The 22,541-nt window shown below is 72.1% G+C and carries 27 protein-coding genes, 1 pseudogene and 1 riboswitch; of the genes and pseudogenes, 10 read left to right on the top strand and 18 right to left on the bottom strand.

What is annotated here, in order from left to right; all coding sequences use genetic code 11:
- Nucleotides 1-48: 48 nt before the first annotated feature.
- The 6 genes and pseudogenes from Phou_RS04040 (at nucleotide 49) to urtE (ending at nucleotide 6,031) form a co-directional block, all read left to right on the top strand.
- Complete coding sequence (locus Phou_RS04040) at nucleotides 49-1,167, top strand: substrate-binding domain-containing protein (protein ID WP_246273208.1); 1,119 nt, start codon at nucleotides 49-51, stop codon at nucleotides 1,165-1,167.
- Between the two features lie 178 nt (nucleotides 1,168-1,345).
- Nucleotides 1,346-2,587: an urea ABC transporter substrate-binding protein gene (urtA, locus tag Phou_RS04035; RefSeq protein ID WP_173053647.1), complete on the top strand. Its 1,242-nt coding sequence runs from the start codon at nucleotides 1,346-1,348 to the stop codon at nucleotides 2,585-2,587.
- A 49-nt stretch (nucleotides 2,588-2,636) separates the two neighbouring features.
- The gene (urtB, locus tag Phou_RS04030) at nucleotides 2,637-3,524 is read left to right on the top strand and encodes an urea ABC transporter permease subunit UrtB (protein WP_173053645.1); all 888 of its coding nucleotides are present in this window, start codon (nucleotides 2,637-2,639) and stop codon (nucleotides 3,522-3,524) included.
- Nucleotides 3,521-4,614: pseudogene (gene urtC, locus Phou_RS04025) on the top strand (urea ABC transporter permease subunit UrtC). The gene urtB and the pseudogene urtC overlap by 4 nt, the downstream one beginning before the upstream one ends.
- Nucleotides 4,611-5,339, top strand: a complete 729-nt coding sequence (gene urtD / locus Phou_RS04020; RefSeq protein ID WP_173053643.1) for an urea ABC transporter ATP-binding protein UrtD — start codon at nucleotides 4,611-4,613, stop codon at nucleotides 5,337-5,339. Before urtC ends, urtD begins: the two are co-directional and overlap by 4 nt.
- Nucleotides 5,339-6,031 (top strand): urea ABC transporter ATP-binding subunit UrtE, encoded by a 693-nt coding sequence (gene urtE / locus Phou_RS04015; protein ID WP_173053641.1) that lies wholly within the window; start codon nucleotides 5,339-5,341, stop codon nucleotides 6,029-6,031. Before urtD ends, urtE begins: the two co-directional genes overlap by 1 nt.
- A 706-nt stretch (nucleotides 6,032-6,737) precedes the next feature.
- Here urtE and Phou_RS04010 read toward each other — a convergent pair.
- The gene (locus tag Phou_RS04010) at nucleotides 6,738-7,265 is read right to left on the bottom strand and encodes a PaaI family thioesterase (protein ID WP_173053639.1); all 528 of its coding nucleotides are present in this window, start codon (nucleotides 7,263-7,265) and stop codon (nucleotides 6,738-6,740) included.
- 56 nt (nucleotides 7,266-7,321) lie between these two features.
- On the opposite strand from Phou_RS04010, the gene Phou_RS04005 reads away from it, so the two are divergent.
- Nucleotides 7,322-7,792, top strand: coding sequence for a winged helix-turn-helix transcriptional regulator (locus Phou_RS04005; RefSeq protein ID WP_246273202.1), 471 nt, complete (start codon nucleotides 7,322-7,324; stop codon nucleotides 7,790-7,792).
- A 48-nt stretch (nucleotides 7,793-7,840) separates the two neighbouring features.
- On the opposite strand, the gene Phou_RS04000 is transcribed toward Phou_RS04005, so the two are convergent.
- From Phou_RS04000 to Phou_RS03925, 17 genes are all read right to left on the bottom strand, one after another.
- Nucleotides 7,841-8,404: a hypothetical protein gene (locus Phou_RS04000; RefSeq protein ID WP_173053637.1), complete on the bottom strand. Its 564-nt coding sequence runs from the start codon at nucleotides 8,402-8,404 to the stop codon at nucleotides 7,841-7,843.
- Nucleotides 8,401-9,234, bottom strand: coding sequence for a serine/threonine-protein kinase (locus Phou_RS03995; RefSeq protein ID WP_281365057.1), 834 nt, complete (start codon nucleotides 9,232-9,234; stop codon nucleotides 8,401-8,403). Before Phou_RS03995 ends, Phou_RS04000 begins: the two co-directional genes overlap by 4 nt.
- Nucleotides 9,198-9,635, bottom strand: a complete 438-nt coding sequence (locus tag Phou_RS54310) for a protein kinase domain-containing protein (RefSeq protein WP_281365001.1) — start codon at nucleotides 9,633-9,635, stop codon at nucleotides 9,198-9,200. The genes Phou_RS03995 and Phou_RS54310 overlap by 37 nt, the downstream gene beginning before the upstream one ends.
- A gap of 110 nt (nucleotides 9,636-9,745) precedes the next feature.
- Nucleotides 9,746-10,525 (bottom strand): ABC transporter ATP-binding protein, encoded by a 780-nt coding sequence (locus tag Phou_RS03985; RefSeq protein WP_218578701.1) that lies wholly within the window; start codon nucleotides 10,523-10,525, stop codon nucleotides 9,746-9,748.
- A complete protein-coding gene (locus Phou_RS03980; RefSeq protein WP_173053631.1) occupies nucleotides 10,525-11,406 on the bottom strand; it encodes an ABC transporter permease in 882 nt (293 codons plus the stop codon). Before Phou_RS03980 ends, Phou_RS03985 begins: the two co-directional genes overlap by 1 nt.
- Nucleotides 11,403-12,398, bottom strand: a complete 996-nt coding sequence (locus Phou_RS03975; protein ID WP_173053629.1) for an ABC transporter substrate-binding protein — start codon at nucleotides 12,396-12,398, stop codon at nucleotides 11,403-11,405. Before Phou_RS03975 ends, Phou_RS03980 begins: the two co-directional genes overlap by 4 nt.
- Nucleotides 12,399-12,415: 17 nt before the next feature.
- Nucleotides 12,416-12,763, bottom strand: coding sequence for an arginase family protein (locus tag Phou_RS54305; protein ID WP_218578700.1), 348 nt, complete (start codon nucleotides 12,761-12,763; stop codon nucleotides 12,416-12,418).
- Nucleotides 12,760-13,527, bottom strand: coding sequence for an agmatinase family protein (locus tag Phou_RS54300; RefSeq protein ID WP_218578699.1), 768 nt, complete (start codon nucleotides 13,525-13,527; stop codon nucleotides 12,760-12,762). The genes Phou_RS54305 and Phou_RS54300 overlap by 4 nt, the downstream gene beginning before the upstream one ends.
- Nucleotides 13,528-13,579: 52 nt before the next feature.
- Nucleotides 13,580-13,701: riboswitch (guanidine-I (ykkC/yxkD leader) on the bottom strand.
- 83 nt (nucleotides 13,702-13,784) lie between these two features.
- Nucleotides 13,785-14,159 carry an SSI family serine proteinase inhibitor gene (locus Phou_RS03965; protein ID WP_173053627.1) on the bottom strand — a complete coding sequence of 125 codons (375 nt, stop codon included), beginning with the start codon at nucleotides 14,157-14,159 and terminating at the stop codon, nucleotides 13,785-13,787.
- Nucleotides 14,156-14,587, bottom strand: a complete 432-nt coding sequence (locus Phou_RS03960) for a DoxX family protein (protein ID WP_173053625.1) — start codon at nucleotides 14,585-14,587, stop codon at nucleotides 14,156-14,158. The genes Phou_RS03965 and Phou_RS03960 overlap by 4 nt, the downstream gene beginning before the upstream one ends.
- A gap of 56 nt (nucleotides 14,588-14,643) precedes the next feature.
- Nucleotides 14,644-15,408, bottom strand: a complete 765-nt coding sequence (locus Phou_RS03955; RefSeq protein WP_173053623.1) for an urease accessory protein UreD — start codon at nucleotides 15,406-15,408, stop codon at nucleotides 14,644-14,646.
- Nucleotides 15,405-16,073 (bottom strand): urease accessory protein UreG, encoded by a 669-nt coding sequence (gene ureG, locus Phou_RS03950; RefSeq protein WP_173053621.1) that lies wholly within the window; start codon nucleotides 16,071-16,073, stop codon nucleotides 15,405-15,407. Before ureG ends, Phou_RS03955 begins: the two co-directional genes overlap by 4 nt.
- Nucleotides 16,063-16,686, bottom strand: a complete 624-nt coding sequence (locus tag Phou_RS03945) for an urease accessory protein UreF (protein WP_173053619.1) — start codon at nucleotides 16,684-16,686, stop codon at nucleotides 16,063-16,065. The genes ureG and Phou_RS03945 overlap by 11 nt, the downstream gene beginning before the upstream one ends.
- Before the next feature lie 8 nt (nucleotides 16,687-16,694).
- Complete coding sequence (locus tag Phou_RS03940; RefSeq protein WP_173053617.1) at nucleotides 16,695-18,395, bottom strand: urease subunit alpha; 1,701 nt, start codon at nucleotides 18,393-18,395, stop codon at nucleotides 16,695-16,697.
- Nucleotides 18,392-18,706, bottom strand: a complete 315-nt coding sequence (locus Phou_RS03935) for an urease subunit beta (protein ID WP_173053615.1) — start codon at nucleotides 18,704-18,706, stop codon at nucleotides 18,392-18,394. The genes Phou_RS03940 and Phou_RS03935 overlap by 4 nt, the downstream gene beginning before the upstream one ends.
- Nucleotides 18,703-19,005 carry an urease subunit gamma gene (locus Phou_RS03930; RefSeq protein WP_173053613.1) on the bottom strand — a complete coding sequence of 101 codons (303 nt, stop codon included), beginning with the start codon at nucleotides 19,003-19,005 and terminating at the stop codon, nucleotides 18,703-18,705. The genes Phou_RS03935 and Phou_RS03930 overlap by 4 nt, the downstream gene beginning before the upstream one ends.
- A 78-nt stretch (nucleotides 19,006-19,083) precedes the next feature.
- The gene (locus Phou_RS03925) at nucleotides 19,084-19,419 is read right to left on the bottom strand and encodes a hypothetical protein (RefSeq protein ID WP_173053611.1); all 336 of its coding nucleotides are present in this window, start codon (nucleotides 19,417-19,419) and stop codon (nucleotides 19,084-19,086) included.
- Nucleotides 19,420-19,516: 97 nt separating this feature from the next.
- Between Phou_RS03925 and Phou_RS03920 the strand changes: the two genes are divergently transcribed.
- From Phou_RS03920 to aspS, 3 genes are all read left to right on the top strand, one after another.
- The gene (locus Phou_RS03920) at nucleotides 19,517-19,747 is read left to right on the top strand and encodes a hypothetical protein (protein WP_173053609.1); all 231 of its coding nucleotides are present in this window, start codon (nucleotides 19,517-19,519) and stop codon (nucleotides 19,745-19,747) included.
- Between the two features lie 170 nt (nucleotides 19,748-19,917).
- A complete protein-coding gene (locus tag Phou_RS03915; RefSeq protein ID WP_173053607.1) occupies nucleotides 19,918-20,631 on the top strand; it encodes a hypothetical protein in 714 nt (237 codons plus the stop codon).
- Between the two features lie 77 nt (nucleotides 20,632-20,708).
- On the top strand, nucleotides 20,709-22,517 hold the full coding sequence (gene aspS / locus Phou_RS03910; protein WP_173053605.1) for an aspartate--tRNA ligase: 1,809 nt from the start codon (nucleotides 20,709-20,711) through the stop codon (nucleotides 22,515-22,517).
- Nucleotides 22,518-22,541 lie beyond the last annotated feature (24 nt).

Raw genomic sequence — 22,541 nt, 5'->3', positions numbered from 1 at the left:
AGCGGCAGGCTCTGGTTTCGCCGCCGTACGCCGGGAATCATGCGGGTCATGTCGATTGTCGACCACGCGACGCTCAATGTCGCGCTGGTCTACCCGATGCGAGGGCCGGCCGGCATCTTCGGGCCGACCTGCGAGCTGTGCGCCCGGCTCGCCGCCGAGGAGATCAACGAGGCGGGTGGGGTGCTCGGCCGCGAGCTGCGGCTCGTGCCGGTCGACGGGGGCACGCCGCCCGAGCAGGTGGCCGCCGAGGTCGAGTCGCTGGTGCGGATGGGAGCGGTCGACGGCGTCACCGGCTGGCACATCTCCTCGGTGCGGCAGGCCGTCGCGCCGCGGATCGCGCACCGGGTGCCCTATGTGTACACCGCGCTGTACGAGGGCGGCGAGCGCACCGAGGGCGTCTTCATGACCAGCGAGACCCCGGCCGACCAGCTGCTGCCGGCGATGCGCCTGCTGGCACGCGAGCGCCGCGTCCGCCGGTGGTACGTGGTGGGCAACGACTACGTGTGGCCCCGCCGCACCGCCCGCGAGGCCCGGCGGTACGCGGTCGACTGTGGAGGGTCGGTGGCCGGCGAGACGTACCTGCCGCTCGGCACCCACGACTACCGCGACGTGCTGCGCCGCATCGAGCAGACCGGCGCGGACGCCGTGGTGATGCTGCTCGTGGGCAGCGACGCGGTGCGCTTCAACCGCGCGTTCGCCAGGTCCAACCTGGACGCCCGCTGCCTGCGCCTGTCCACGCTCATGGACGAAAACATGCTGCTGGCCAGCGGGGCGGGCGCGACGGCGGGCCTCTACAGCACGGCCGGGTTCTTCGCCGGCCTCGTCACGCGGGAAAACCTCGACTTCCACGGGCGGTACGCGGCCCGCTTCGGCGTGGAGGCGCCGCCGCTGGGCAGCCTGGGGAGTCCTGCTACGAGGGGTACGGCTGCTCGCCGCGCTGATCTCGCGGGCCGGCTCGCTCGACGTGCGGGCGATCGGGGCGAGCGCCGAGTCCGTGTCGTACGAGGGGCCGCGCGGCCGGCTGTGGATGCGCGACCGCCACCTGTGCCAGCGCATCTACCTGGCCGAGGCCGACGCGCTGGACCTCAACGTGGTGGCCGAGCTGACCTCTTGACACTGTGGACGGCCGCCGTGATACTTCCTGTGGGAAGTAACCCGCATTCTTAATTGCCCGTGCCAAGGTCTGGGAGACCTTTGTGCGGGCATTTCTTTATGCAGGGGATGTGCTGTTTCGGAAACAGGCTCTTAAGGGCCGGGAAATGCCTCCGCAACGAAACTCGCAGACGCTGACCTGCATTCCGGCCCCCGCTGTCGTGGCGCCGAATCCCCTGGTGCGGAGGTTTCGATGTTGGATTTTCGTGGGCGCTGGAAGGCTGCCCTTATACCGCTGGCGGCGGTAGTTGCGCTGTCGGCGTGCGGCAGCAAGACGGGTGAGAACGACTCGGTGGCGGGTGCGGTCGCGGACACCTCCGGCGACACCGTCAAGGTCGGCCTGCTCAACTCGCTGTCCGGCACGATGGCGATCAGCGAGGTCACCGTGCGCGACTCCATCAAGCTCGCGGTGGAGGAGATCAACGCGGCCGGCGGCGTACTCGGCAAGAAGCTCGAGCCGATCAGCGAGGACGGTGCCTCGGACTGGCCCACGTTCGCCGAGAAGGCCGAGAAGCTCATCAAGGAGGACAAGGTCGCCGCGGTCTTCGGCTGCTGGACCTCGGCCAGCCGCAAGGCGGTCAAGCCGGTCTTCGAGGAGAACAAGGCGCTGCTGTTCTACCCGGTGCAGTACGAGGGGCTGGAGCAGTCGCCGTACATCTTCTACACCGGCGCCACCACCAACCAGCAGATCGTGCCGGGCCTGGAGTACCTCAAGTCGCAGGGAAAGACCTCCGTCTACCTCGTCGGCAGCGACTACGTCTTCCCGCGTACCGCCAACAAGATCATAAAGGCATATGCGCAGGCGAACGGGATGACCGTCCTCGGCGAGGACTACGCGCCACTCGGCTCGACCGAGTTCGGCACGATCGTCAACAAGGTGAAGGCGTCCAAGGCTTCGGCCGTCTTCAATACGTTGAACGGTGACAGCAACGTCGCCTTCTTCAAGGAGTACAAGTCGGCCGGGCTCACCGCGACGTCGATGCCGGTCGTCTCCGTGTCGATCGCCGAGGAGGAGGTCAAGAGCATCGGCACGCAGTACCTCGACGGCCAGCTCACCGCCTGGAACTACTACCAGACCACGCCCGGCGCGGCCAACGACAAGTTCGTGAAGGCGTACAAGGCCAAGTACGGGCAGGACAAGCCGACCAGCGACCCGATGGAGGCCGCGTACGTGTCGGTCTACCTGTGGAAGGCCATGGTCGAGAAGGCCGGCGGCTTCGAGGTGGAGAAGGTCAAGGCCGCGTCGGACGGCGTGACGTTCGAAGCGCCCGAGGGGCTCGTCACGATCGACGGCGCGACGCAGCACATCTACAAGACCGCGCGCATCGGCAAGGTCGGCTCCGACGGCCTGATCACCGAGGTGTGGAACTCCGGCCAGCCCGTCAAGCCGGACCCGTACCTCAAGGGCTACCCGTGGGCCACCGGCCTCAGCTGACGTCGGGTGCCCGCCTTCGGGCGGGCACCCCCCACCGCGGAGGTCCGCCATGACCGTCATCGTCAGCCAGCTCTTCACCGGCGTCAGCATCGGCGCGGTACTGCTGCTCATCGCCCTCGGCCTGTCGCTCACGTTCGGCCAGATGGGCGTCATCAACATGGCGCACGGCGAGTTCATCATGGCCGGCGCCTACACCGTGTACGTCCTCCAGAACGTGATCACCGACGCCGGCCTGTCGCTGCTCGTGGCGCTGCCGCTCGCGTTCGCCGTGGCCGGGCTGATGGGGGTGCTGCTGGAGTTCCTGCTCATCCGGCGGCTCTACGCGCGGCCCCTGGACACCCTCCTCGTCACGTGGGGTGTGTCGCTGATCCTCCAGCAGCTCGCGCGGGACATCTTCGGCGCGCCCAACGTGCAGACGCGGGCGCCCGACTTCCTCACCGGAAACATCAAGATCACAGACGATCTGGTACTCAGCAACAACCGCCTCTTCATCCTGACGCTCGCGCTGCTGGCCGTCGTGGCGCTCACGCTGGTGCTGCGCTTCAGCTCGCTCGGCCGGCGGATCCGGGCGGTGGTGCAAAACCGCGACCTGGCCGCCGTCTCGGGCATACCGACCGGGCGGGTCGACCGGCTCACCTTCCTCATCGGCTCGGGGCTGGCCGGGGTGGCCGGTGTCGCGCTCACCCTGCTCGGACCGATCGGGCCGACGATGGGCACCAACGTCATCATCGACGCGTTCCTCGTCGTGGTGGCCGGCGGCATCGGGCACCTCAAGGGCAGCGTGATCGTGGCGTTCGCGCTCGGCACGCTCCAGTCGCTCGTCGAGTACTCCACCACGGTCAGCGTCGCGAAGGTCGGTGTCTTCGTGGCGATCGTGGCCTTCCTCCAGTGGCGGCCGCAGGGGCTGTTCACGTTGCGTACGCGGAGCTTGGCATGAGATTTTCCTGGCGCGCCGGCGCCGGCTTCGCCTTCGGCGCGGTTCTCCTTTTCGCCGTCGCACCCTTCGCGCTCTCCGACTTCCGGCTCAGCCTGCTCGCCAAGTACCTGTGCCTGGCGATGGTCGCCGTCGGCATCGGGCTGGCCTGGGGGAGGGGCGGGCTGCTCACGCTCGGCCAGGGCGTGTTCTTCGGGCTCGGCGGCTACGCGATGGCCATGCACATGAAGCTCGCGGACGCCGGTCCCGGTCAGATGCCCGACTTCATGCAGCTGTACGGGCAGCTCGACTCCCTGCCGTGGTGGTGGCGGCCGTTCGCCAACCCGGCCTTCGCGCTGCCGGCCACTGTGCTGCTGCCGATGCTCGTGGCGTTCCTGCTCGGTTCGCTGGTCTTCCGGCGGCGGGTGCGCGGCGCGTACTTCGCGATCCTCAGCCAGGCCCTCGCCGCCGCGATGGCGATCCTCCTCATCGGACAGCAGGGCACGACGGGCGGCACGAACGGGCTCACCGACTTCCAGGGCTTCTTCGGGTACGACCTGGACGACCCGGTCAACCAGCGGATGGTGTACTTCATCGTCGCCGGCGTGCTGCTCCTGCTGCTGGCCATCGCGCGGCAGCTGATGCGGTCCCGCTACGGGAGCTGCTCGTGGCGGTGCGGGACAGCGAGGAGCGGGTGCGCTTCCTCGGGTACAACCCGGCCAACGTCAAGCTCGTCGCGTACGTGACCGCCGCCGGCATGGCCGGCCTCGCCGGCGCGCTGTTCGTACCGGCCGTGGGCATCATCAACCCCGCCCTGATCGGGATCGTGCCGTCGATCGAGTTCGTGATCGGCGTCGCGGTCGGCGGTCGCGCCTCGCTGCTCGGGCCGGTGCTCGGCGCGGTCGCGGTGGCCTGGGCGAAGACCACACTGTCCGAGGAGTTCCCGGCCGCGTGGACGTACCTGCAAGGGCTGCTGTTCGTGCTGGTCGTGGCGTTCCTGCCGGGCGGCCTGGCGTCTGTCGCGCGCCTGGTCCGGCGGCGACGAAGGCCGCCACCCGATCCCGCTCCGGTCTCGCCCGCGCCCACGGTCACACCACAGCAGGTGACGGCATGAGCGGCGGGCTTTCGGTGCGCGACCTGCGGGTGGTGTTCGACGGGTTTGTGGCCGTGGACGGCGTCAGCCTCGAGGTGGCGCCGGGCGACATCAGGTTTCTCATCGGCCCCAACGGCGCGGGCAAGACCACCCTCGTCGACGCCGTGACCGGGCTCGTGAAGGCCACCGGCTCGGCCCGCTTCGGCGACACCGAGCTGCTGGGCCGGCCGGTGCACCGGATCGCGCGGATGGGCGTGGGGCGCACGTTCCAGACGGCGACGGTGTTCGAGGAGCTGAGCGTGCTGCAGAACCTCGACATCGCGGCCGGCTCGGGCCGCTCCTTCTGGACGCTCGCGCGCCGCCGGCGCGGGGTGCCGGAAGCGGTCTCGACGGCGCTGGAGACAATCGGCCTGGCCGACCTGCGCGACAAGCCCGCGGGAGCGCTCGCGCACGGGCAGAAGCAGTGGCTGGAGATCGGCATGCTGCTCGTGCAGGACGTGAAGCTGCTGCTGCTCGACGAGCCGGTGGCCGGCATGAGCCACGACGAGCGCGACGCCACGGGCGAGCTGCTGCGGGTGGTGAGCGCCGACCGCACGGTGGTGGTGATCGAGCACGACATGGACTTCATGCGCAGCTTCGCCAACACGGTGACGGTGCTGCACGCCGGCAAGGTGCTCAGCGAGGGGACCGTCGCGCAGGTCCAGGCCGACCCGGCCGTGCAGCAGGTGTACCTGGGGGTGTCGTGATGCTGGAGATCGACGGCGTCCAGGCCGGCTACGGCCGCAGCCTGGTCCTGCACGGCGTCTCGCTGTCCGTGCCCGACGACGGCGTAGCGGCGGTGATGGGCCACAACGGCGCCGGCAAGAGCACGCTCCTGCGCGCGGCGATCGGGCTGCTCAAGCCGAGGTCCGGGCGCGTACTCTTCGCCGGCGAGGACGTGACCCGGCTCGCGCCGCACGAGCGGGTCGCGCGCGGGATGGCCTACGTGCCGCAGGGCCAGCAGTGCTTCCCCCACCTCACCACCGCCGAAAACCTCCAGCTGATCGCCGACTCCCGCCCCAACGCCAAGGCGGCGATGGCCGACGCGCTGGACCTCTTCCCCGCCCTGCGCGGCCTGATGAGCCGGCGCGCCGGCCTGCTCTCCGGCGGGCAGCGACAGCAGCTGGCGATCGCCCGCGCGCTGATCACCTCACCCCGCCTCCTGCTCCTGGACGAGCCGACCGAGGGCATCCAGCCATCGGTGGTCGCCGAAATCCAGGAGACGATCCTGTCCCTCACCCGCCGCGGCGGGCTGTCAGTGCTGCTGGTGGAGCAGCACGTCGGCTTCGCACTGCGGGCCGCCGAACGCTACTACGTCCTGGAATCGGGCCGCGTCACCTCATCCGGCTCCGGCGGCCAGGAGGCGGAGCGCGACGTGCGGCAGGCGCTGGCCGTCTAACTCGAGAGAAGACAGCGAGCTACCGCGATGTCCGTGGTGGTCCGGACCGTTGCTCCCGCGGCCTCACCCTCCGCGGTGCGCAAGCCACCTTCGCGCGACCGTGGGTCGGTGCGGGGCCCGCGGGCGGCCCGGGCTTTTGTCACCGCCAGACCTTGCCTCGACCCGCGAGTCGGGATCCCCGGCCGCCACGGGCGCGGGGGTCCGGACCACGGTGCGCATGGCGGCGGTTCGGAGGCGGTTCGGCGTGGAGTGGCTCTCAAGCTGGGCGCAGCAATGCGCCCACGAACCGGCCACTGCTCTGATCACGGAGGGCTGGCCTCTGCGGAGAAAGGACGGCCCCCGTATGGCGACCGGGTAATGCAGCCGCTCAGACGGCCCGCGCTGACCGTGGAGGCCCCTTCCGCCGCTTTCGCGCGGGCCGTGAAGGATGCCCGTGGGAGCGACCAAGTAGCGCAACCGCTCGGACAGACCGCGTCGACCATGGGAGCTAATCGGCCGTCGTCACGGGGACGGCGAAAGGCGCCGCCGGTAGGGCGATCGGGTAATGCAGCCGCTTGGACGGCCCGTGCTGATCATGGAAGCCGTCCGGCGCGCGCGGGTCGCGAAGGGCGCCTCCTGTTGGCCTGTGCCGACCGGGCGGCGGTGGAGGTGGGCGGGCACGGCCGCGCGGCGGCCCCTAACTGCTACGCGGCCGTGCCCGCGGCTCTTACGGGACCTCGAAGATGAGGCAGCTCGACGTGGCGTGTGCGGCGAGGCGGCCGCGGCCGTCGGTCAGGCGGGCCTCGGCCAGGGCGGTGCGGCGGCCGCGTGACAGGACGGTGCCCTCGCAGCGTAGGAGGCCGGAGTCGGTGGTGACCGGGCGGAGGAACTTTACGCTCAGGTCCAGCGTGGTGTAGCCGACGCCGGCCGGGAGGGTCGAGTGGACCGCGCACCCGGCGGCGGTGTCCAGCAGCGTGGAGAGTACGCCGCCGTGGACCGAGCCCAACGGGTTGTAGTGGAACTCCTGCGCGGTCATCTCCACCGACACCCGGCCCTCTTCGGCTTCCAGGCGGGAGGCGCCGATCAGCTGCATCACCGGGGGCACCGGGAGCTCGCCCGCGATCATCGCGCGCAGCAGGTCCAGGCCGGAGCGCTGGCCGATCAGCGCCGCGTTGCCCGCGGGGTCGGCCCACTCGAAGGTCCGGCTCCGCGTGCGCAGGGCTTCCTCGCCGGGCACGGCCTGAGTCTGTGTCATGGACGCAGACTCCCACCCGTTTGCTGGGTCTGTCAACGAGACTTAGGCTCGCGGTTGTGAGACCTCAAGCACTGGAATGGTCGGTGGAAAACTGCACGATCGCCCGCGCGATGGCGATCCTCGGCGAGCGGTGGACGTTCGTCGTGCTGCGCGACATCTTCGCCGGCATCCGCCGCTTCGACGACATGCGCCAGCGCTCCGGCATCCCGCGGCAGGTGCTTGCCAACCGGTTGGCGATGCTCGTCGACAACGGTGTGCTGCGCCGCGTGCCGTACCGCGAGCCGGGCGCCCGGCCGCGCGACGAGTACCGGCTCACGGACAAGGGCTTCGACCTCTATCCGGTGCTCGCGGCCGTCGCCGAGTGGGGCAACCGCTACCTCGCCGATCCCGAGGGCCCGCCCGTGGCGATCGTCCACCGCGAGTGCGGGCAGGAGGTGCAGTCCGTGATGCGCTGCGCGTCCGGCCACGACGCCCTCAAGCCGCGCGAGGTGGCCTCCGCGCCGGGAAAGGGTGCCCGCCGGCGGTGACGGCAGGGCAGGCGGGCGGGCCGGCAGGCCCGCCCGCGCGAGAAGCGGTTACGGGGTCGTGCTGGCCGGCCCCTGCGGCGGCTGGCTGAGCGTCGGCTCGCTGGCCGGGTTGTTCTGGTCGGCGCCCGGGGCCGGGTTGGGCGATGACGGGGAGGTCATCGGCGACGGTTCGGGCTCCGGGGACGGGGTGGTCGGTGAGCAGGACGCGGGCAGCTCGCCGCTGCCGCGCTGGCTGACCGCCGTCGGGGTCAGGACGTCCACCTGTACCCACACCGGGCCGGCGCCGTGCGAGACGGACGACGGCGTGCTGAGCGTGCCCCCGCCCGCGCCGGTGAACTCGGCGCTCGACGTCCCGCCCCCGCCGTCCGACCAGGTCACCCGGTAGGTGACGGTGGTCGCGGCGGAGACGGTGACCAGGGCCGAGGCCGAGTACGTGCAGGCGGTCGGGTCGACCGTCACGGCCACCGTCAGGCCGGTCACCGCGGGCGCCGGCGGAGCCGTGGTGCCCCCGGTCTCGCCGCCGCCACCGCCGCTGGGCTCGCTGCCCGGCCCGGTGCCGGGCTTTGTCACCACGCCCGGCCGGGTGGTGCCGGAGACCGGGTCGGTGATCACGCCGCCGGCGGGGTCGGGGCCGTCCGTGCTGTACGGGGTGTACAGGTTTCCCGAGGGTGACAGCAGGACGCCCGGGATGCCCAGCGCCCGCGCCCCGCCGGGTGGGCCGGCCGAGGGGTCGACACCAGGGGTGCGGGCCGCACGGCGGCGTCGGCGCGCCCGGCGAGGCCCGCGCTGTTCGGCCCGCCGGCCGCGCTGGCGAAGGTGGCCACCACGGGCACCAGCAGCGCGGCTCCCGCGGTGAGGACGGTGACCCGCCGCCTGCGGGGCGGGCGGGTGGTGCGACCGCCCGGCGCCGCCGGGGGAGCGGCCGGGTCCGGAGGGGCCGTCACGGCGGCCGTGGGCAGCACGGCCACGCTGCGGTGGCCGGTGTACGCGCGGCGGGACGTGAGCGGCACCCGGTACACCGTGCGGGTCTTCGGCCGGGCCGCCGCGATCAGTGCGTCGCGGACGGCGGCCGAGTCCATGCGGTCCGCCACGTCCTTGGCCAGCAGGCCGTCGATCACCGCGGCGAGCGCCATCCCCCGCACCGGGCGGGGGTGCGGGTCGCAGACCGTGGCGATCAGGCAGGCCATCGCGTCGTCCCGGGCGAACGGGCCGTAGCCCTCCACCGCGTAGAACAGCGTCGCACCCAGCCCGAACAGGTCGGCCGGGACCCCGCCCTCCTCGCCGTGCAGCCGCTCCGGCGCCACGTACCCCGGGCTGCCCATGACCGTCGCACCGCGCAGCGGGACCGGCGCGCCGGCCACCGTGGCGATGGAGAAGTCGGTGAGCAGCGGGCGGCCGCCGGCGATCAGCACGTTTGACGGCTTGACGTCCCGGTGCACCACACCGGCCCCGTGGGCCGCGTCCAGCGCGTCCAGCAACCCCAGCCCGAGCTTGGCGGCGGCGACCGGGTCGAGGGGCCATCCTGCGCCACGACCTCGCGCAGCGAGCGCCCTTCGACCAGCCGCATCACCACCCACGGCTGGTCGGCGTCATCCACCGCGTCGTAGATCGCGACCACGTTCGGATGGACGAGGCGGCCGGCGCTCAGCGCCTCCACCATCGCCCGATATTTGACCTCTTCACGCTCCTCCGGAGTCATGGGCTGGGTGAGGCGAAGCTCTTTGACCGCCACCCATCGGGCGAGGCGCTCATCGAACGCGCGCCACACCACTCCCATTCCACCGGAGCCCAGCACCGAGTCGAGCCGGTACCGTCCCCCAACGACGTGCCCCGACGACGCCACGCCTGATCCTCCCGTGCTACCGCAGCATGAACACTTCAGCACCTGTTAGGGAGGCGAGCCATCCCAGATCCGTACGGGGACCCATCGGCCGATGCTCCGATTACCGCCGTTCAGATGGCCCGTTTTTGCTGGTGGCGCCGGTGGTAAGCGCGGACGAGGTCCTCCACCTGCGCCCGCATCGCGAGAAAGTCGGGCAGTCGTTTTACCGACAGTTCCCGTTCGGCGGGAAGCTTGACGGGCAGATCCGCCGCCACCCGCCCCGGGTCGCTGGCGAGCACGATCACCCGTTGGCCCAGGAAGATGGCCTCCTCCACGTCGTGGGTGACCATCAGCACGGTCGTACCGGTGTCCTGCCACACCCGCCGGATGAGCAGCTGCATGTCCTCCTTTGTCTGCACGTCGAGCGCTCCGAACGGCTCGTCCAGCAGCAGCACGTCCGGCTCACAGGCCAGCGCCCGGGCGATCGCCACCCGCTGGCGCTGGCCGCCGGAGAGCTGCTTGGGCAGGGCGTGGCGCAGGGCGGTGAGCCCGGTCTCGGCCAGGTACCAGGCCACGCGCCGCTCGCGCTCGGCCCGGGGCAGGGGCAGCAGCTCGAGGCCGAACGCGACGTTGCGCTCCACCGTCCGCCACGGGTAGACCCAGCCCTGCTGGAAGACCAGCCCCCGATCCGGTCCCGGGCCGGTGACCGGCGCGCCGTCGAGGCGTACCTCGCCGGCGGTGGGCGCGGCCAGCCCGGCGATCAGCGACAGCAGCGTGGACTTGCCCGAGCCGCTGGCGCCGACCACGCAGACGAACTGCCCGGCCGGGACGGACAGGTCGATGGCTTCCAGGGCCTGCACGGCGCCGCCACGCCGGGGGAAGTGCTTGCCCAGGGAGACGAGATCCAGCATCAGACCCACCGCCCGACCCGGTCGCGGGTGAGCCGGAGGAGGAGGTCGATCGTGAGGCCGATCAGGGCGATGACGACGAGTACCGCGAAGATCCGGTCGATCTGGTTGAACCGCTGCGCCCGCACGATCCGGTAGCCGAGCCCCGACTCGGACGCGATCAGCTCCGCGACCACGACGAAGCTCCAGGAGGCCGCCGCATTCACCCGGACCGAGTCGATCATGCCGGGCAGGGCGTACGGGACGATCACCTTGCGGAGCACCTCGCCCCGGCGCGCGCCCAGCGTGTACGACACGTCGATGAGGCCGAGCGGCACCTGCCGTACCGCGTCGGCGGTCATCAGCGTGTTGAAGAAGAACGCGGCGAGGAACAGCAGGGCCACCTTCGACGGCTCGCCCAGGCCCAGCCAGATGATCAGCAGCGGGATGAACGCGCTCGCCGGCAGGTAGCGCAGCAGCCCCACGAGCGGTTCCAGCAGGGCCTGACCGGCGGGGAAGCTGCCCATGAGGATGCCGAGCGGCACCGACACGAGCACGGCCAGCCCGAAGCCCTGCAGCACCCGGGCGACGGTCGCCCAGGCGTCGGTGGCGAGCTGCCCCGAGCGGGCCATCTCGATGCCCGCCGCCACCGCGTCGACCGGACCGGGCAGGTAGTCCGGCCGTCCGTCGATCACCATGCTCAGCACCTGCCAGCCGACCACCGGTACCGCCACCGACACCACGGTCAGGGTCCAGCGGGCGGGGCGGGACGGTGGCGTTCGGATGGCCCACAGCCCGCCACCGCGGGCCGGGCGGCGGCGCGGGAGGGAGCGCGGCGGCGCGGGTTCGGGCACGGCCGAGGGCTCCGCCGCGAGGGAGGCCGCCGTGCCGGCCCGCTCGCTCATGGCGTCGCCGCTTTGACGAACGTCGGGTCGAAGAGACCGTCGAGCGGCGGCTCCTCGTCCACGAGCTTGGCGTCGACCAGGAACGTGGCGATGGACCGGGCCTGGAAGTCGAGGTTGGCGGCGCTCTGGCCGGGCGTGAACGCGGCGAGGTTCTGCTCGTGCGTGAAGATCGTGGTACCGGCGTCGTAGGTCTTGTAGTCGGCGTCGCTGACGCCGCCCTTCTTGGCCATGATGGCGATGGCCGCGTCCTTGTTGGCCGCGATCCAGGCGATCGTGTCGAACCAGGTGTCCACCATGGCCTGCACCTCCTTCGGGTGGTCCTTGACGAAGTCGGCGTCGAAGACGAGGTGGTCCGGGATCGCGCCGGGGAAGTCGGCGGAGGTGGCGATCGCCTTGCTGCCGGCGAGCCCGAGCGCCGTGGTGGTGAACGGGGCGAACGCGCCCACCGCGTCGACCTGCCCGGCCACGAACGCCGCCGCGGCCGCGTCGGTCAGCAGCGCCTTCACCGTGATGTCCCCTTCGGACAGTCCGGCCTTGCGCAGGGCGAGCAGCAGCAGATAGTGGTCGACCGTGCCCTGCTCGACCGCCACCGTACGGCCCTTGAGGTCGGCCACGGTGTCGATGCCGGCGCGGGCGATGATCTGGTCGTTGCCGGTCGAGTTGTCGTTGACCAGCACGATCGTCTGCTTGGCTCCGCCGCTCACGGAGGAGAGCGTGTCGTTCAGCGTCTGGCTGTTGGCGTCCAGGTTTCCGGTGGACAGGGCGGTGAGGCTGTCGGTGTAGCTGTCGAAGTACTTCAGGTCGACGGTCACGCCGTTCTTGGCGAACAGGCCCTGCTCCTGCGCGACCTGCCAGGGAAACCAGCCGGGCCACGCGCTGAACCCGAGCCGGACGGTGGTGGGCGCGCCCGCCTCGGCGTCGTCGCCGCCCTCGGAGCAGGCGGCGGCGGACAGCAACACGAACGCCGCGGCGGCGGCGAGAACTCTTCTCATTGCATGCTCCTAACGAGTTACGCGCTTCTCAAGGGAAGGTGACCGGCGCGCACGAGGCAGCCGAGCGTGTCGCAGATGACCCGGGTGGCGATGAGCGAGGTGATCTCGGCGTTGTCGTAGGGCGGCGAGCACTCCACGACCTCGATGCCGGCGAGCGGCCGCTCGGCGATGAGCTGGATGAACTTGAGCACCTCGCGGGGGAGGAAGCCGCCGGGCTCGGGCCATCCGGTTCCGGGTACGAACGCGGCGTCGAGGCAGTCGACGTCGAACGAGAGCCACACCGCGTCGGCGCCGTCCCAGGCCACCTCCAGGGCCCTGGCGGCGGCCGCCTCGATGCCCATCTCGACGCAGTCGGTGACGGTCATGATCGTCGTGCCGCGCTCGCGCCCGACCTTGACCCCGGGCGGGGCGCCTGCCACCCGCCGATGCCGATCTGCACGAGGTTTTTCGGCGGCACGTTCGGGATGTCGGTGGCGTGGAACCACGGTGTGGTGTGCATCCGCTCGTCGAGGTCGGTTTCCTGGGTGTCGACGTGGCGGTCGAAGTGGATGATCCCGAGGTTGCCGTCGAGGTGCTCGGCCACGCCGCGCACGGTGGGGTAGCCGATCGAGTGGTCGCCGCCCAGCACGACCGGGAAGGCGCCCGAGGCGTACACGTGGCCGACCGCCTTGGAGATCTGGTCGAACGTCTTCTCGATGTTCGCCGGGATCGTGAAGACGTCGCCCAGGTCGGCGATCGTGATCGACTCGCGGAGGTCGACGCCGAGCTCGAACGAGTACGGGCCGTAGAGTGCGGAGATCTTGCGGATGCCCTGCGGGCCGAAGCGGGTGCCGGACCGGTAGGTGGTGCCGCCGTCGAAGGGCGCGCCGAGCACCGCCACGTCGTACTCGCCGCAGCGGCGCACGTCCTCCAGGTACGGCGCCTTGAGGAACGTGTTGATGCCGGCGAAGTGGGGCAGCTCGCCGCGGCTGAACGTGGGGATGCGGCGGTCCACGATGGAGTCCGCGCCGGGGAGGCCGAGCTCGAGGCCGCGGGCGACCTCCTCGTCCCACTTGGTGGTGGGCAGTTCGGCCTCGCGCTCCACGGCGTAGCGCGCTTCGGGACCGTAGTTGTCGTGGATGTGGGCCACGGGCACCTCCGGGAGAGGGGCCTGGCTGGGACGGCACAGCCAGGACTTGGCTGTCTCCCGGGCTTTTGTCCCGCCGTGGAACGCGCGCACCGCGACGTCGCGACACGCGCGCCTGCGTCTCTCGGTCCAGCCCCGCCCGCGCGAACGAGCGGCGGAACCCTAGGCGCGCCTCACCGGTGGTGAGTCAGACGCAGTAGAACCGCCGCCCGTTGCCCGTGCTTTGCCCGTTTGTTGCGACTGTGTGTCTTTAAAGATCGTCAGTACCAGAAGATGTGGCCGTGGCGGATGGCCGCGCAGCCCTTGTTCGACTCGAACGAGCTGAACAGCACCTCCTGGCCGCGCCACGTGCCGGTCACGCCGATCAGCACGGGGTCCCACTCGTCCAGGCAGCCGTAGCCGGGCAGGCGGGGCACGGCGGCGATGTTGCCGCGTGCCGCGTCGATCTCGGCGCAGGCTGCCTTGGCGTGGGGGTGGGTGCCGCCGTCGGGGGCGCAGGTGAGCGTCTTGACGCCGTTGACCGTGTAGATCTCGAACTCGGTCACGCCGTCCGCGCCCGCCGCCGCGCCCTGCGCGCCGGCCAGGCTCAGCGCGCCGGCCAGCGCGAGCGCGCCGAGGACGCGCCGGGCCCTCACGAGGCGACCGCCGGCTCGGGCACGGACGCGCGCCGCCGGGTCAGCATGTGGTCGACCGACCACCGGCCCGGGCCGAGCGCCGCGATCAGCAGGAAGCACCAGCAGAACAGGGCGGCGCGCTCGCCGCCGTTGTTCATCGGCAGGAGGCCGTCGGGCTGGTGGACCGTGAAGTACGCGTACGCCATCGAGCCGGAGCAGACGAGGGCGGAGACGCGGGTGGCGAGGCCGGACAGCACCAGCAGGCCGCCGGCGAGCTGGATCACCGCCGCGTACCACCCGGGCCAGGTGCCGACGGCGATCGCCTCGCCCGAGCCGCGGTTGCCGCCGAAGACGCCGAACAGCGACGAGGCGCCGTGCAGGGCGAACAGCAGCCCGAGCACGATGCGGAACAGCGAGGTGACGAGGTCTGGGATGCGTGCAGGGTTCATACGAAGAGCTCCTGTAGAGGCTGGTCCCCACGGCCAGGAGATCGTAGCGCGTTCAATCAATACTTGTCTATGTCTGTGGCGGCTTGCGGGAACGCCTTGTCGAGCGCCGCGCGCACCTCGCGCAGGTCACCACCGACCGCGGTGGCGAGCGCGGCGGGACCGCCGGCGAGCGGCATCAGCGCCGCGCCGGGCCCGAGGACCGCCGCTTCCGGCGGCTTGTCCGTCCACAGAGGATCCACTATCAGCAGGGTGCCGGTGGCGCGGCCGCCGCCCAGCACCGAAGGGCCGGCCCAGCCGGGGGCGCGCGGTCCGACTGCGAGTTCCTGGCGCATGAGGGTACGGCCGTCGCGGCGCACCGCGCTCTCCAGCCGCGCGTCGCCGGGCTCCTCGCCGTGGCGACCGCACACGACCTCCTCCCGCCAGGTGAGGCGGGCGTCGCCGTCCAGCTCCACAAGGGACCTGGACACGTGGTCGCAGCCCTTTGCCGCGATGAGCGGCTCGGGCAGCCAGCGCAGCGCGCCGCCGGCGGCCACCCGCGCGTGGATGTCCAGGATGGACTGTGCGCCGGGCGGGCCGGGGAGGGCGAGCGAGGCCGCGACGCTGCGCACGCACAGCCGCGCGCCGCGCTCGACGGTCACCTCGATGCGCAGCCGGTCACCGCCCAGCGGGCCGGCCGCCCCGCCGACAAGGTGCACCTCGGCTTCACCGTCCGCGAGGCGGTACCCCGTCCTGCGTACCAGAAGCGGGGTTTGCGACCTGAGGGTGACCAGCCGCGTGCGCCCGGCCTCCGCGACCGCGGTGATCCGGGCGGTGGCTTTCATCCCTTGAGGAGGCCGCGCACCCAGTCGGCGACCGGTGTGGCGGCCGGATCCTCCACAAGGGAGAGGAACACGGTCGGCAGGGCGCCGCGGCGGGCGCCGGCGTCCCGGGCCATGACGGACAGGTCGGCGCCGACCAGCGGGGCGAGGTCGGTCTTGTTGACGACCAGCAGGTCGGCGGTGGTGACGCCGGGCCCGCCCTTGCGCGGCACCTTGTCGCCGCCGGCCACGTCGACCACGAAGATCTGCCGGTCGACGAGGCCCTTGCTGAACGTGGCGGTCAGGTTGTCGCCGCCGCTCTCCACGAGCACGAGGTCGAGCGGGCCGAGGTCGGCCTCCAGGTCCTCGCAGGCGTCGAGGTTGGCGGAGATGTCGTCGCGGATCGCGGTGTGCGGGCAGCAGCCGGTCTCCACCGCGCGGATCCGGTCGGCCGGCAGCACCCCGTTGCGGAGCAGGAAGTCGGCGTCCTCGGTCGTGTAGATGTCGTTTGTCACCACCGCGAGCCGCACGTCGGCGGCGAGCGTGCGGCACAGCGCGGCGACGAGGGCGGTCTTGCCGGAGCCGACCGGGCCGCCGATGCCGATCCGCAGCGCCCGCCCGCCTGCCGCTCGCGGCGCGTGCGGGTCCCCGTGCGGGTGCGGATGCGTGTGTTCGGTCTCAGCTGGCAAAGAGACGCACCTCCCAGGTGGCGTGTGCTTCGGCCATGACGTCCAGCAACGGCGCGGAACAGGCGGGCAGGTCGTCCACTGTGGCCGCTCGCGCGGCGACGGCGTCGCAGTCAGCGGCGAGGCGGGCGACGAGCGCGTGCGTCGCGTACGGGTCCAGCCCCAGCAGCCGCACGGCCGCGCTGGCCGGGCCGGTCACCGTGCCGTACGCCGCGGTGAGCGCGGCCTCGCGCGGCGTCAGCCCCGCGGCGGCGGCCACCACGCCGAGCGCGACCGGGTGGTGCAGCTCGCGCTCCACTGTGGAGAGAGTCCACAGTGTACGGCCGGCGCGCAGCAGCGCCCGCCCCTGCGCCCGCGACGCTCTGCGCAGCGCGGGGGAGGGGGTGCGCGCGTCGAGCTCGCCTTCGAGCGTGTGCACGTCGCCGCCCCCGCACGCGGCCGCCGCGAACGCCGCGGCCACCACGCCGGCCGTCGCCAGCCGGCCGCGCAGGAAGGCGTCGAGGTCGTCGAGGTCGCGTACCCGGCCGGCGGTGACCGCCGCCTCCAGGCCGCCGGAGTGCGCGTGGCCGCCGGCCGGAAACCGGCCGTCGGCGAGCAGGAGCAGAGTGGTGGACATCGTCGCCGTCAGAAGAGGAAGTAGCGCTGGGCCATCGGCAGCTCGGTCACCGGCCGCGGCTCGACCACCTCGCCGTCGATCCGCACCGTGAACGTGTCCGGCTCCACCTCGATGCGCGGGGTGGCGTCGTTGAGCGGGAGGTCGGCCTTGCCGCGGGCGCGTACCCCGGCGACCGGCGCCAGCCGCCGCGCCACCGCGAGCCGCTCGGCCAGCCCGTCCTCGATCGCGGCCGGCGCCACGAACGCGAGGCTCGTGGCGGCGGGCACCGCGCCGTACGCGCCGAACATCGGGCGGGGCAGGACCGGCTGGGGTGTGGGGATCGAGGCGTTCGCGTCGCCCATCTGCGCCCACGCGATCATGCCGCCCTTGATCACCAGGTGCGGCCGCACGCCGAAGAACGCCGGGTCCCACAGCACCAGGTCGGCCAGCTTGCCCGCCTCGACCGAGCCCACGTCGCCCTCGATGCCGTGCGCGACGGCGGGGCAGATCGTGTACTTGGCCACGTAGCGGCGGGCCCGCTGGTTGTCGGCCGCGCCGTCGCCGGGCAGCGCGCCGCGACGGTCCTTCATCACGTGCGCGGTCTGCCACGTGCGGAGCACCACCTCGCCGACCCGCCCCATCGCCTGCGAGTCCGAGCCGATCATGGAGATCGCACCGAGGTCGTGCAGAACGTCCTCGGCCGCCATCGTGCTCGGCCGGATGCGGCTCTCCGCGAACGCGAGGTCTTCCGGCACCGACGGGTTCAGGTGGTGGCAGACCATCAGCATGTCGAGGTGCTCGTCGAGCGTGTTGCGCGTGTACGGCCGGGTGGGGTTGGTCGAGGACGGCAGCACGTTCGGGTGGGAGGCGACGGTGATGATGTCCGGCGCGTGGCCGCCGCCCGCACCCTCGGTGTGGTACGCGTGGATCGACCGCCCGCCGATCGCGAGGAGGGTGTCCTCGACGAAGCCGGCCTCGTTCAGCGTGTCGGTGTGGATGTTGACCTGCACGCCGGCGGCGTCGGCGACGGTGAGGCAGGCGTCGATCGCGGCCGGCGTGGTGCCCCAGTCCTCATGCAGCTTGAAGCCGCCCGCGCCGGCCCGCAGCTGCTCCCACATCGACTCGGCGCTGACCGTGTTGCCCTTGCCGAGCAGCATCACGTTGACCGGCCACGGGTCGATCGCCTCGAACATGCGGGCCAGGTGCCACGCGTTCGGCGTGACGGTGGTGGCCTTGGTGCCCTCGGCCGGGCCGGTGCCGCCGCCGATCACCGTGGTGATGCCGCTGGCCAGCGCCTCTTCGAGGATCTGCGGGCAGATGAAGTGGACGTGCGAGTCGATCGCGCCGGCCGTGAGGATCTTGCCGTTGCCGGCGATCACCTCGGTGCCCGGCCCGATGACCAGGTCGGGGTGTACGCCGTCCATCGTGTCCGGGTTGCCCGCCTTGCCCAGCGCGACGATCCGCCCGTCGCGGATGCCGACGTCCGCCTTCACCACGCCCCAGTGGTCGAGCACCACCGCGCCGGTGATCACGGTGTCCGGGGTGCCCTCCGCGCGGGTCGCCCGCGACTGGCCCATCGACTCGCGGATCACCTTGCCGCCGCCGAAGACCGCCTCGTCGCCGCCCGCGCAGCGGTCCTCCTCGACCTCGATGAGCAGGTTGGTGTCCGCGAGCCGGATGCGGTCCCCGGCCGTCGGCCCGTAGAGGGAGATGTACCGCTGCCTGTTCAAAGGGGTCCTCCGACCTCGCCGCGGAGGCCGGGCACGATCCGGTTGCCGCCCAGTGGCACCAGGTCGACGTCGCGCGGGATGCCCGGCTCGAAGCGCACGCTGGTCCCGGCCGGTACCGCGAGCCGGTGCCCGCGCGCGGCCGCGCGGTCGAAGTCGAGTGCCGGGTTGGCCTCGGCGAAGTGGTAGTGCGAGCCGACCTGGACCGGGCGGTCGCCGGTGTTGGTCACGGCGAGGGTCAGCACCGGCCGCCCGACGTTGATCTCCACATCACCGTCGCCCGGAATGACCTCGCCCGGGACGATGCCGGTCATGGGATCGGCTCGTGGACGGTGACCAGCTTGGTGCCGTCCGGAAACGTCGCCTCCACCTGCACCTCCGCCAGCATCTCCGGCACGCCGTCGAGCACGTCCTCGCGGGTGAGCACCTGCCGCCCGGCCTCCATGAGCTCGCCGACCGTGCGCCCGTCCCGCGCCGCCTCCAGCAGGAACGCGGTGATCACCGCGGTCGCCTCGGGGTGGTTGAGCCGCAGGCCGCGCTCGCGCCGCCGCCACGCCACGTCGGCCGCGACGTGGATCAGCAGCCGGTCCTGCTCGTGCCGGGTCAGGAACAAGGGACACACCTCCGGGCGGCTACAGGGCGTAGAGATCGTGCCACCCTTGCGTTGCGGACATGTTACGCACGGAACTCCTCAGCCCCGCGTGAGCCGCGCGCTCTCCAGGACCACGACGCCGTCGGGCGACTCGCACCGGATCTGGATCGTGACCTCGGCGGCGCCGTGCACCTCGGCGGTGAGCGCCTGCGGACTCGCCATCGTCGCGAACTGCTGCCGCCCCACCTCCCGCCGGCTCAGCACGCCGTCGCGCTGCGGGAAGCCGCCGACGGCCGTCACGTACGTGACCGAGTCGGGGTACTCCTCATAGTGGGGGCGCACGGTCGCGGACAGCGTGCGGTACCTGCCGCGCAGCTCGTACGTCACCTCGCGGACCTTGTCGTCCGACTGGTTCGTGGGGCAGTCGATCACCACCGGATGCGGATATCCGGCGCCGGCGACCGCGGTGGGCCGCCCTCGCGTCGGCACCAGGTTGCCCGCGCCGGTGAGCGGGCTGAGCGAGTCGATGTAGGTGACCGGCTCGGCGGCAGGGCCGGGCCCGGGCGGGGTCGTCGCCGCGGTGCCGGTCTGGCCCGACCCGCCGCCCGTCGTCGCGGTGGCGCGGTCCGGCGTCCCGTCGCCCGACGTGGGAAACTGCCAGGCCGCGAAGCAGGAGCAGCCCGAGCACGGCGACGACGGTACCGACGATGGTCAGCTTGAGCATCGCGGACTCGCTATTGCCGATCTTCAAGGGCATTCCTGATCTTCCACTGTGGATCTACGGGCGCGTCCATTGTGGCGGCTCTGGCGTATGCTAACGCTCCGTCGAGCCCGAGGAGGAGGCATCGTGACCGCATCGAGCCCGCCCCCGCCCCGGGCGTTCCGGGGCCCGCGTCCCCGCCGCCTCCGGGGCCTTTCCCGCCGGGCGGTCCGGTGCCGCCGCGCGCGACGCCGGGCGGCGGCGGTGGTGGGTGGAAGGGCCTCCTGCCCATCGTGATCTCCGCTGTCGCCGTGTTCATCGCGCTCGTGTCGCTGGGCGTGGCGGTGAGCGCCGTCGGGCGGGCCAACGACGCCAAGAACGCGGCCGCCACCGGCGCCGGCGGCGTCGAGCCCGCCCCGGACACCCGGACCAGCACCCGCGCGGCCGGCGACGCGCCCCCGCCGACGACCGAGGCACCGCCGATCGTCGACCCGACCTCGTCCGAGCCGCCGGAGCTCAACGAGCGGACCGACTACGACGTCAAGTACGAGAAGGAGAACCTCATCCTTCTCGCGACCACGGACAGCGCGATGTCGCTCGACGTCGACGAGCCGCGGGCGCAGGCGCCGAGCCAGGACGCCGACCTGTCCCTCCACGCCGACTACAACGCCCAGCGGTACTTCACGATGGGTGACGGAGTGCAGGCCAGCGCGGACGGCGTGGAGGGCATGAGCCCCATCGACTGCCACGAGAAGATCCGCACCGCGCCGCTTCCCCAGGAGGCGAGGGTGCCACCCCGGCAGGGCGTGGTCCTCTGCGTGCTCACCTCGTTCACCGCCGCCCAGAGCAGCGGCGCCCCGTGGCGCCTGGCGCGGATCGAGATCACCGGCGTCCGGTCCGACAACGCGGTGGTCGTCGAGCTCACCGCGTGGAACATCCCGCGCTGACGGGCGGGTGGCCTCGGGTCACTCCGGGTATCCCTGACAGAATGTCCGCGGATACCCATTGCGAAGGAGATGTACCCGTGATCCGTACCCATGACGCCGGGAGCCTGCGCGCCGCAGACGCCGGCACGACGGTGACGCTCGCCGGCTGGGTGGCCCGCCGGCGCGACCACGGGGGTGTCATCTTCGTCGACCTGCGCGACGCGTCGGGCGTGGTGCAGGTGGTGTTCCGCGAGGAGATGGAGCTCGCGCACGCGCTGCGCAACGAGTACTGCGTCAAGGTGACCGGCGCGGTCGAGCGCCGCCCGGAGGGCAACGACAACCCCGAGCTGCCCACCGGCGAGATCGAGGTCAACGTCGCGGTGCTCGAGATCCTCTCCGAGGCGGCGCCGCTGCCGCTGCCGGTCGACGACCACGTCGACGCGGGCGATGACATCCGCCTCAAGTACCGCTACCTCGACCTGCGCCGCAGCGGGCCGGCGCGGGCGATCCGGCTGCGCTCGCGGGCCAACCAGATCGCGCGCACGGTGCTGCACGACCGCGAGTTCGTCGAGATCGAGACGCCGACGCTGACCCGCTCGACGCCCGAGGGCGCCCGCGACTTCCTGGTGCCGGTGCGGCTGCAGCCCGGCACGTGGTACGCGCTGCCCCAGTCGCCCCAGCTCTTCAAGCAGCTGCTGATGGTCGGCGGGATGGAGCGGTACTACCAGATCGCCCGCTGCTACCGCGACGAGGACTTCCGGGCCGACCGGCAGCCGGAGTTCACGCAGCTGGACATCGAGATGTCGTTCGTGACCCAGGACGACGTGATCGACCTGGGCGAGGCGATCGTCGGGGCGCTGTGGCGCGAGCTGGCCGGCCACGAGATCACCGGCCCGATCCCGCGGATCACCTGGCACGACGCGATGGCGCGGTACGGCTCGGACAAGCCCGACCTCCGCTACGGCGTGGAGCTGACCGAGCTGACCGACTACCTGCGGGGCACGCAGTTCCGGGTGTTCGCCGGTGCGATCGACGCCGGTGGGTACGTGGGCGCCGTGGTCATGCCCGGCGGCGCCGCGCAGACCCGCAAGGAGCTCGACGGCTGGCAGGACTGGGCCAAGGCGCGGGGCGCTCGCGGTTTGGCGTACGTGGTGCTCGACGCCGAGACCGGCGAGGCCCGCGGCCCGGTCGCCAAAAACCTGAGCGAGGCCCACCTCGCCGGCCTTGCCGACGCGGTCGGCGCCAAGCCCGGCGACGCGATCTTCTTCGCCGCCGCCACCGACCGCCGCGAGGCGCAGGAGCTGCTCGGTGCCGCGCGCGTCGAGATCGCCCGCCGCTCCGGGCTCGTCGACGAGGACGCGTGGGCGTTCTGCTGGGTGGTCGACGCGCCGATGTTCGAGCGGACGGACGAGGGTGGCTGGACCGCGGTGCACCACCCGTTCACCTCGCCGAACTCGTCCTGGGAGGCGAGCTTCGAGGAGGCGCCCGACCGCGCGCTGGCGTACGCGTACGACATCGTGTGCAACGGCAACGAGATCGGCGGCGGCTCGGTCCGTATCCACCGGGCCGACGTGCAGCGCCGCGTCTTCGACCTGCTCGGCATCACGCCGGAGGAGGCGGGCGACAAGTTCGGCTTCCTGCTGGAGGCCTTCAAGTACGGGCCGCCGCCGCACGCCGGCATCGCGTTCGGCTGGGACCGCGTCTGCATGCTGCTGTCCGGGGCCGACTCGATCCGCGAGGTGATCGCGTTCCCGAAGACGCGCGGCGGCTACGACCCGCTGACCGGCGCCCCCACGCCGATCACGCCGCAGCAGCGCGCCGAGGCGGGCGTGGACGCCAAGCCGAAGGCTCCCGCCGACAAGCCCGGTACCGCCGGCGTGGCCGCCCCGGTCGAGCACGGCAGCTGACCTACGTCTCCTCTCGCGGTTGAT

The sequence above is a fragment of the Phytohabitans houttuyneae genome, from assembly GCF_011764425.1.
In the GTDB taxonomy this organism is placed as follows: domain Bacteria; phylum Actinomycetota; class Actinomycetes; order Mycobacteriales; family Micromonosporaceae; genus Phytohabitans; species Phytohabitans houttuyneae.
Note: the sequence above shows the minus strand (reverse complement) of the source record. Positions and strands in the feature narration are given on the sequence as shown.

Coding starts and splice junctions, on each gene's coding strand:
- Phou_RS04040 (WP_246273208.1), top strand. CDS start 49: ATGTCGATTGTCGACCACGCGACGCTCAATGTCGCGCTGGTCTACCCG.
- urtA (WP_173053647.1), top strand. CDS start 1,346: ATGTTGGATTTTCGTGGGCGCTGGAAGGCTGCCCTTATACCGCTGGCG.
- urtB (WP_173053645.1), top strand. CDS start 2,637: ATGACCGTCATCGTCAGCCAGCTCTTCACCGGCGTCAGCATCGGCGCG.
- urtD (WP_173053643.1), top strand. CDS start 4,611: ATGAGCGGCGGGCTTTCGGTGCGCGACCTGCGGGTGGTGTTCGACGGG.
- urtE (WP_173053641.1), top strand. CDS start 5,339: ATGCTGGAGATCGACGGCGTCCAGGCCGGCTACGGCCGCAGCCTGGTC.
- Phou_RS04010 (WP_173053639.1), bottom strand. CDS start 7,265: ATGACACAGACTCAGGCCGTGCCCGGCGAGGAAGCCCTGCGCACGCGG.
- Phou_RS03985 (WP_218578701.1), bottom strand. CDS start 10,525: ATGCTGGATCTCGTCTCCCTGGGCAAGCACTTCCCCCGGCGTGGCGGC.
- Phou_RS03980 (WP_173053631.1), bottom strand. CDS start 11,406: ATGAGCGAGCGGGCCGGCACGGCGGCCTCCCTCGCGGCGGAGCCCTCG.
- Phou_RS03975 (WP_173053629.1), bottom strand. CDS start 12,398: ATGAGAAGAGTTCTCGCCGCCGCCGCGGCGTTCGTGTTGCTGTCCGCC.
- Phou_RS54305 (WP_218578700.1), bottom strand. CDS start 12,763: ATGACCGTCACCGACTGCGTCGAGATGGGCATCGAGGCGGCCGCCGCC.
- Phou_RS03960 (WP_173053625.1), bottom strand. CDS start 14,587: ATGAACCCTGCACGCATCCCAGACCTCGTCACCTCGCTGTTCCGCATC.
- Phou_RS03955 (WP_173053623.1), bottom strand. CDS start 15,408: ATGAAAGCCACCGCCCGGATCACCGCGGTCGCGGAGGCCGGGCGCACG.
- Phou_RS03945 (WP_173053619.1), bottom strand. CDS start 16,686: ATGTCCACCACTCTGCTCCTGCTCGCCGACGGCCGGTTTCCGGCCGGC.
- Phou_RS03935 (WP_173053615.1), bottom strand. CDS start 18,706: ATGACCGGCATCGTCCCGGGCGAGGTCATTCCGGGCGACGGTGATGTG.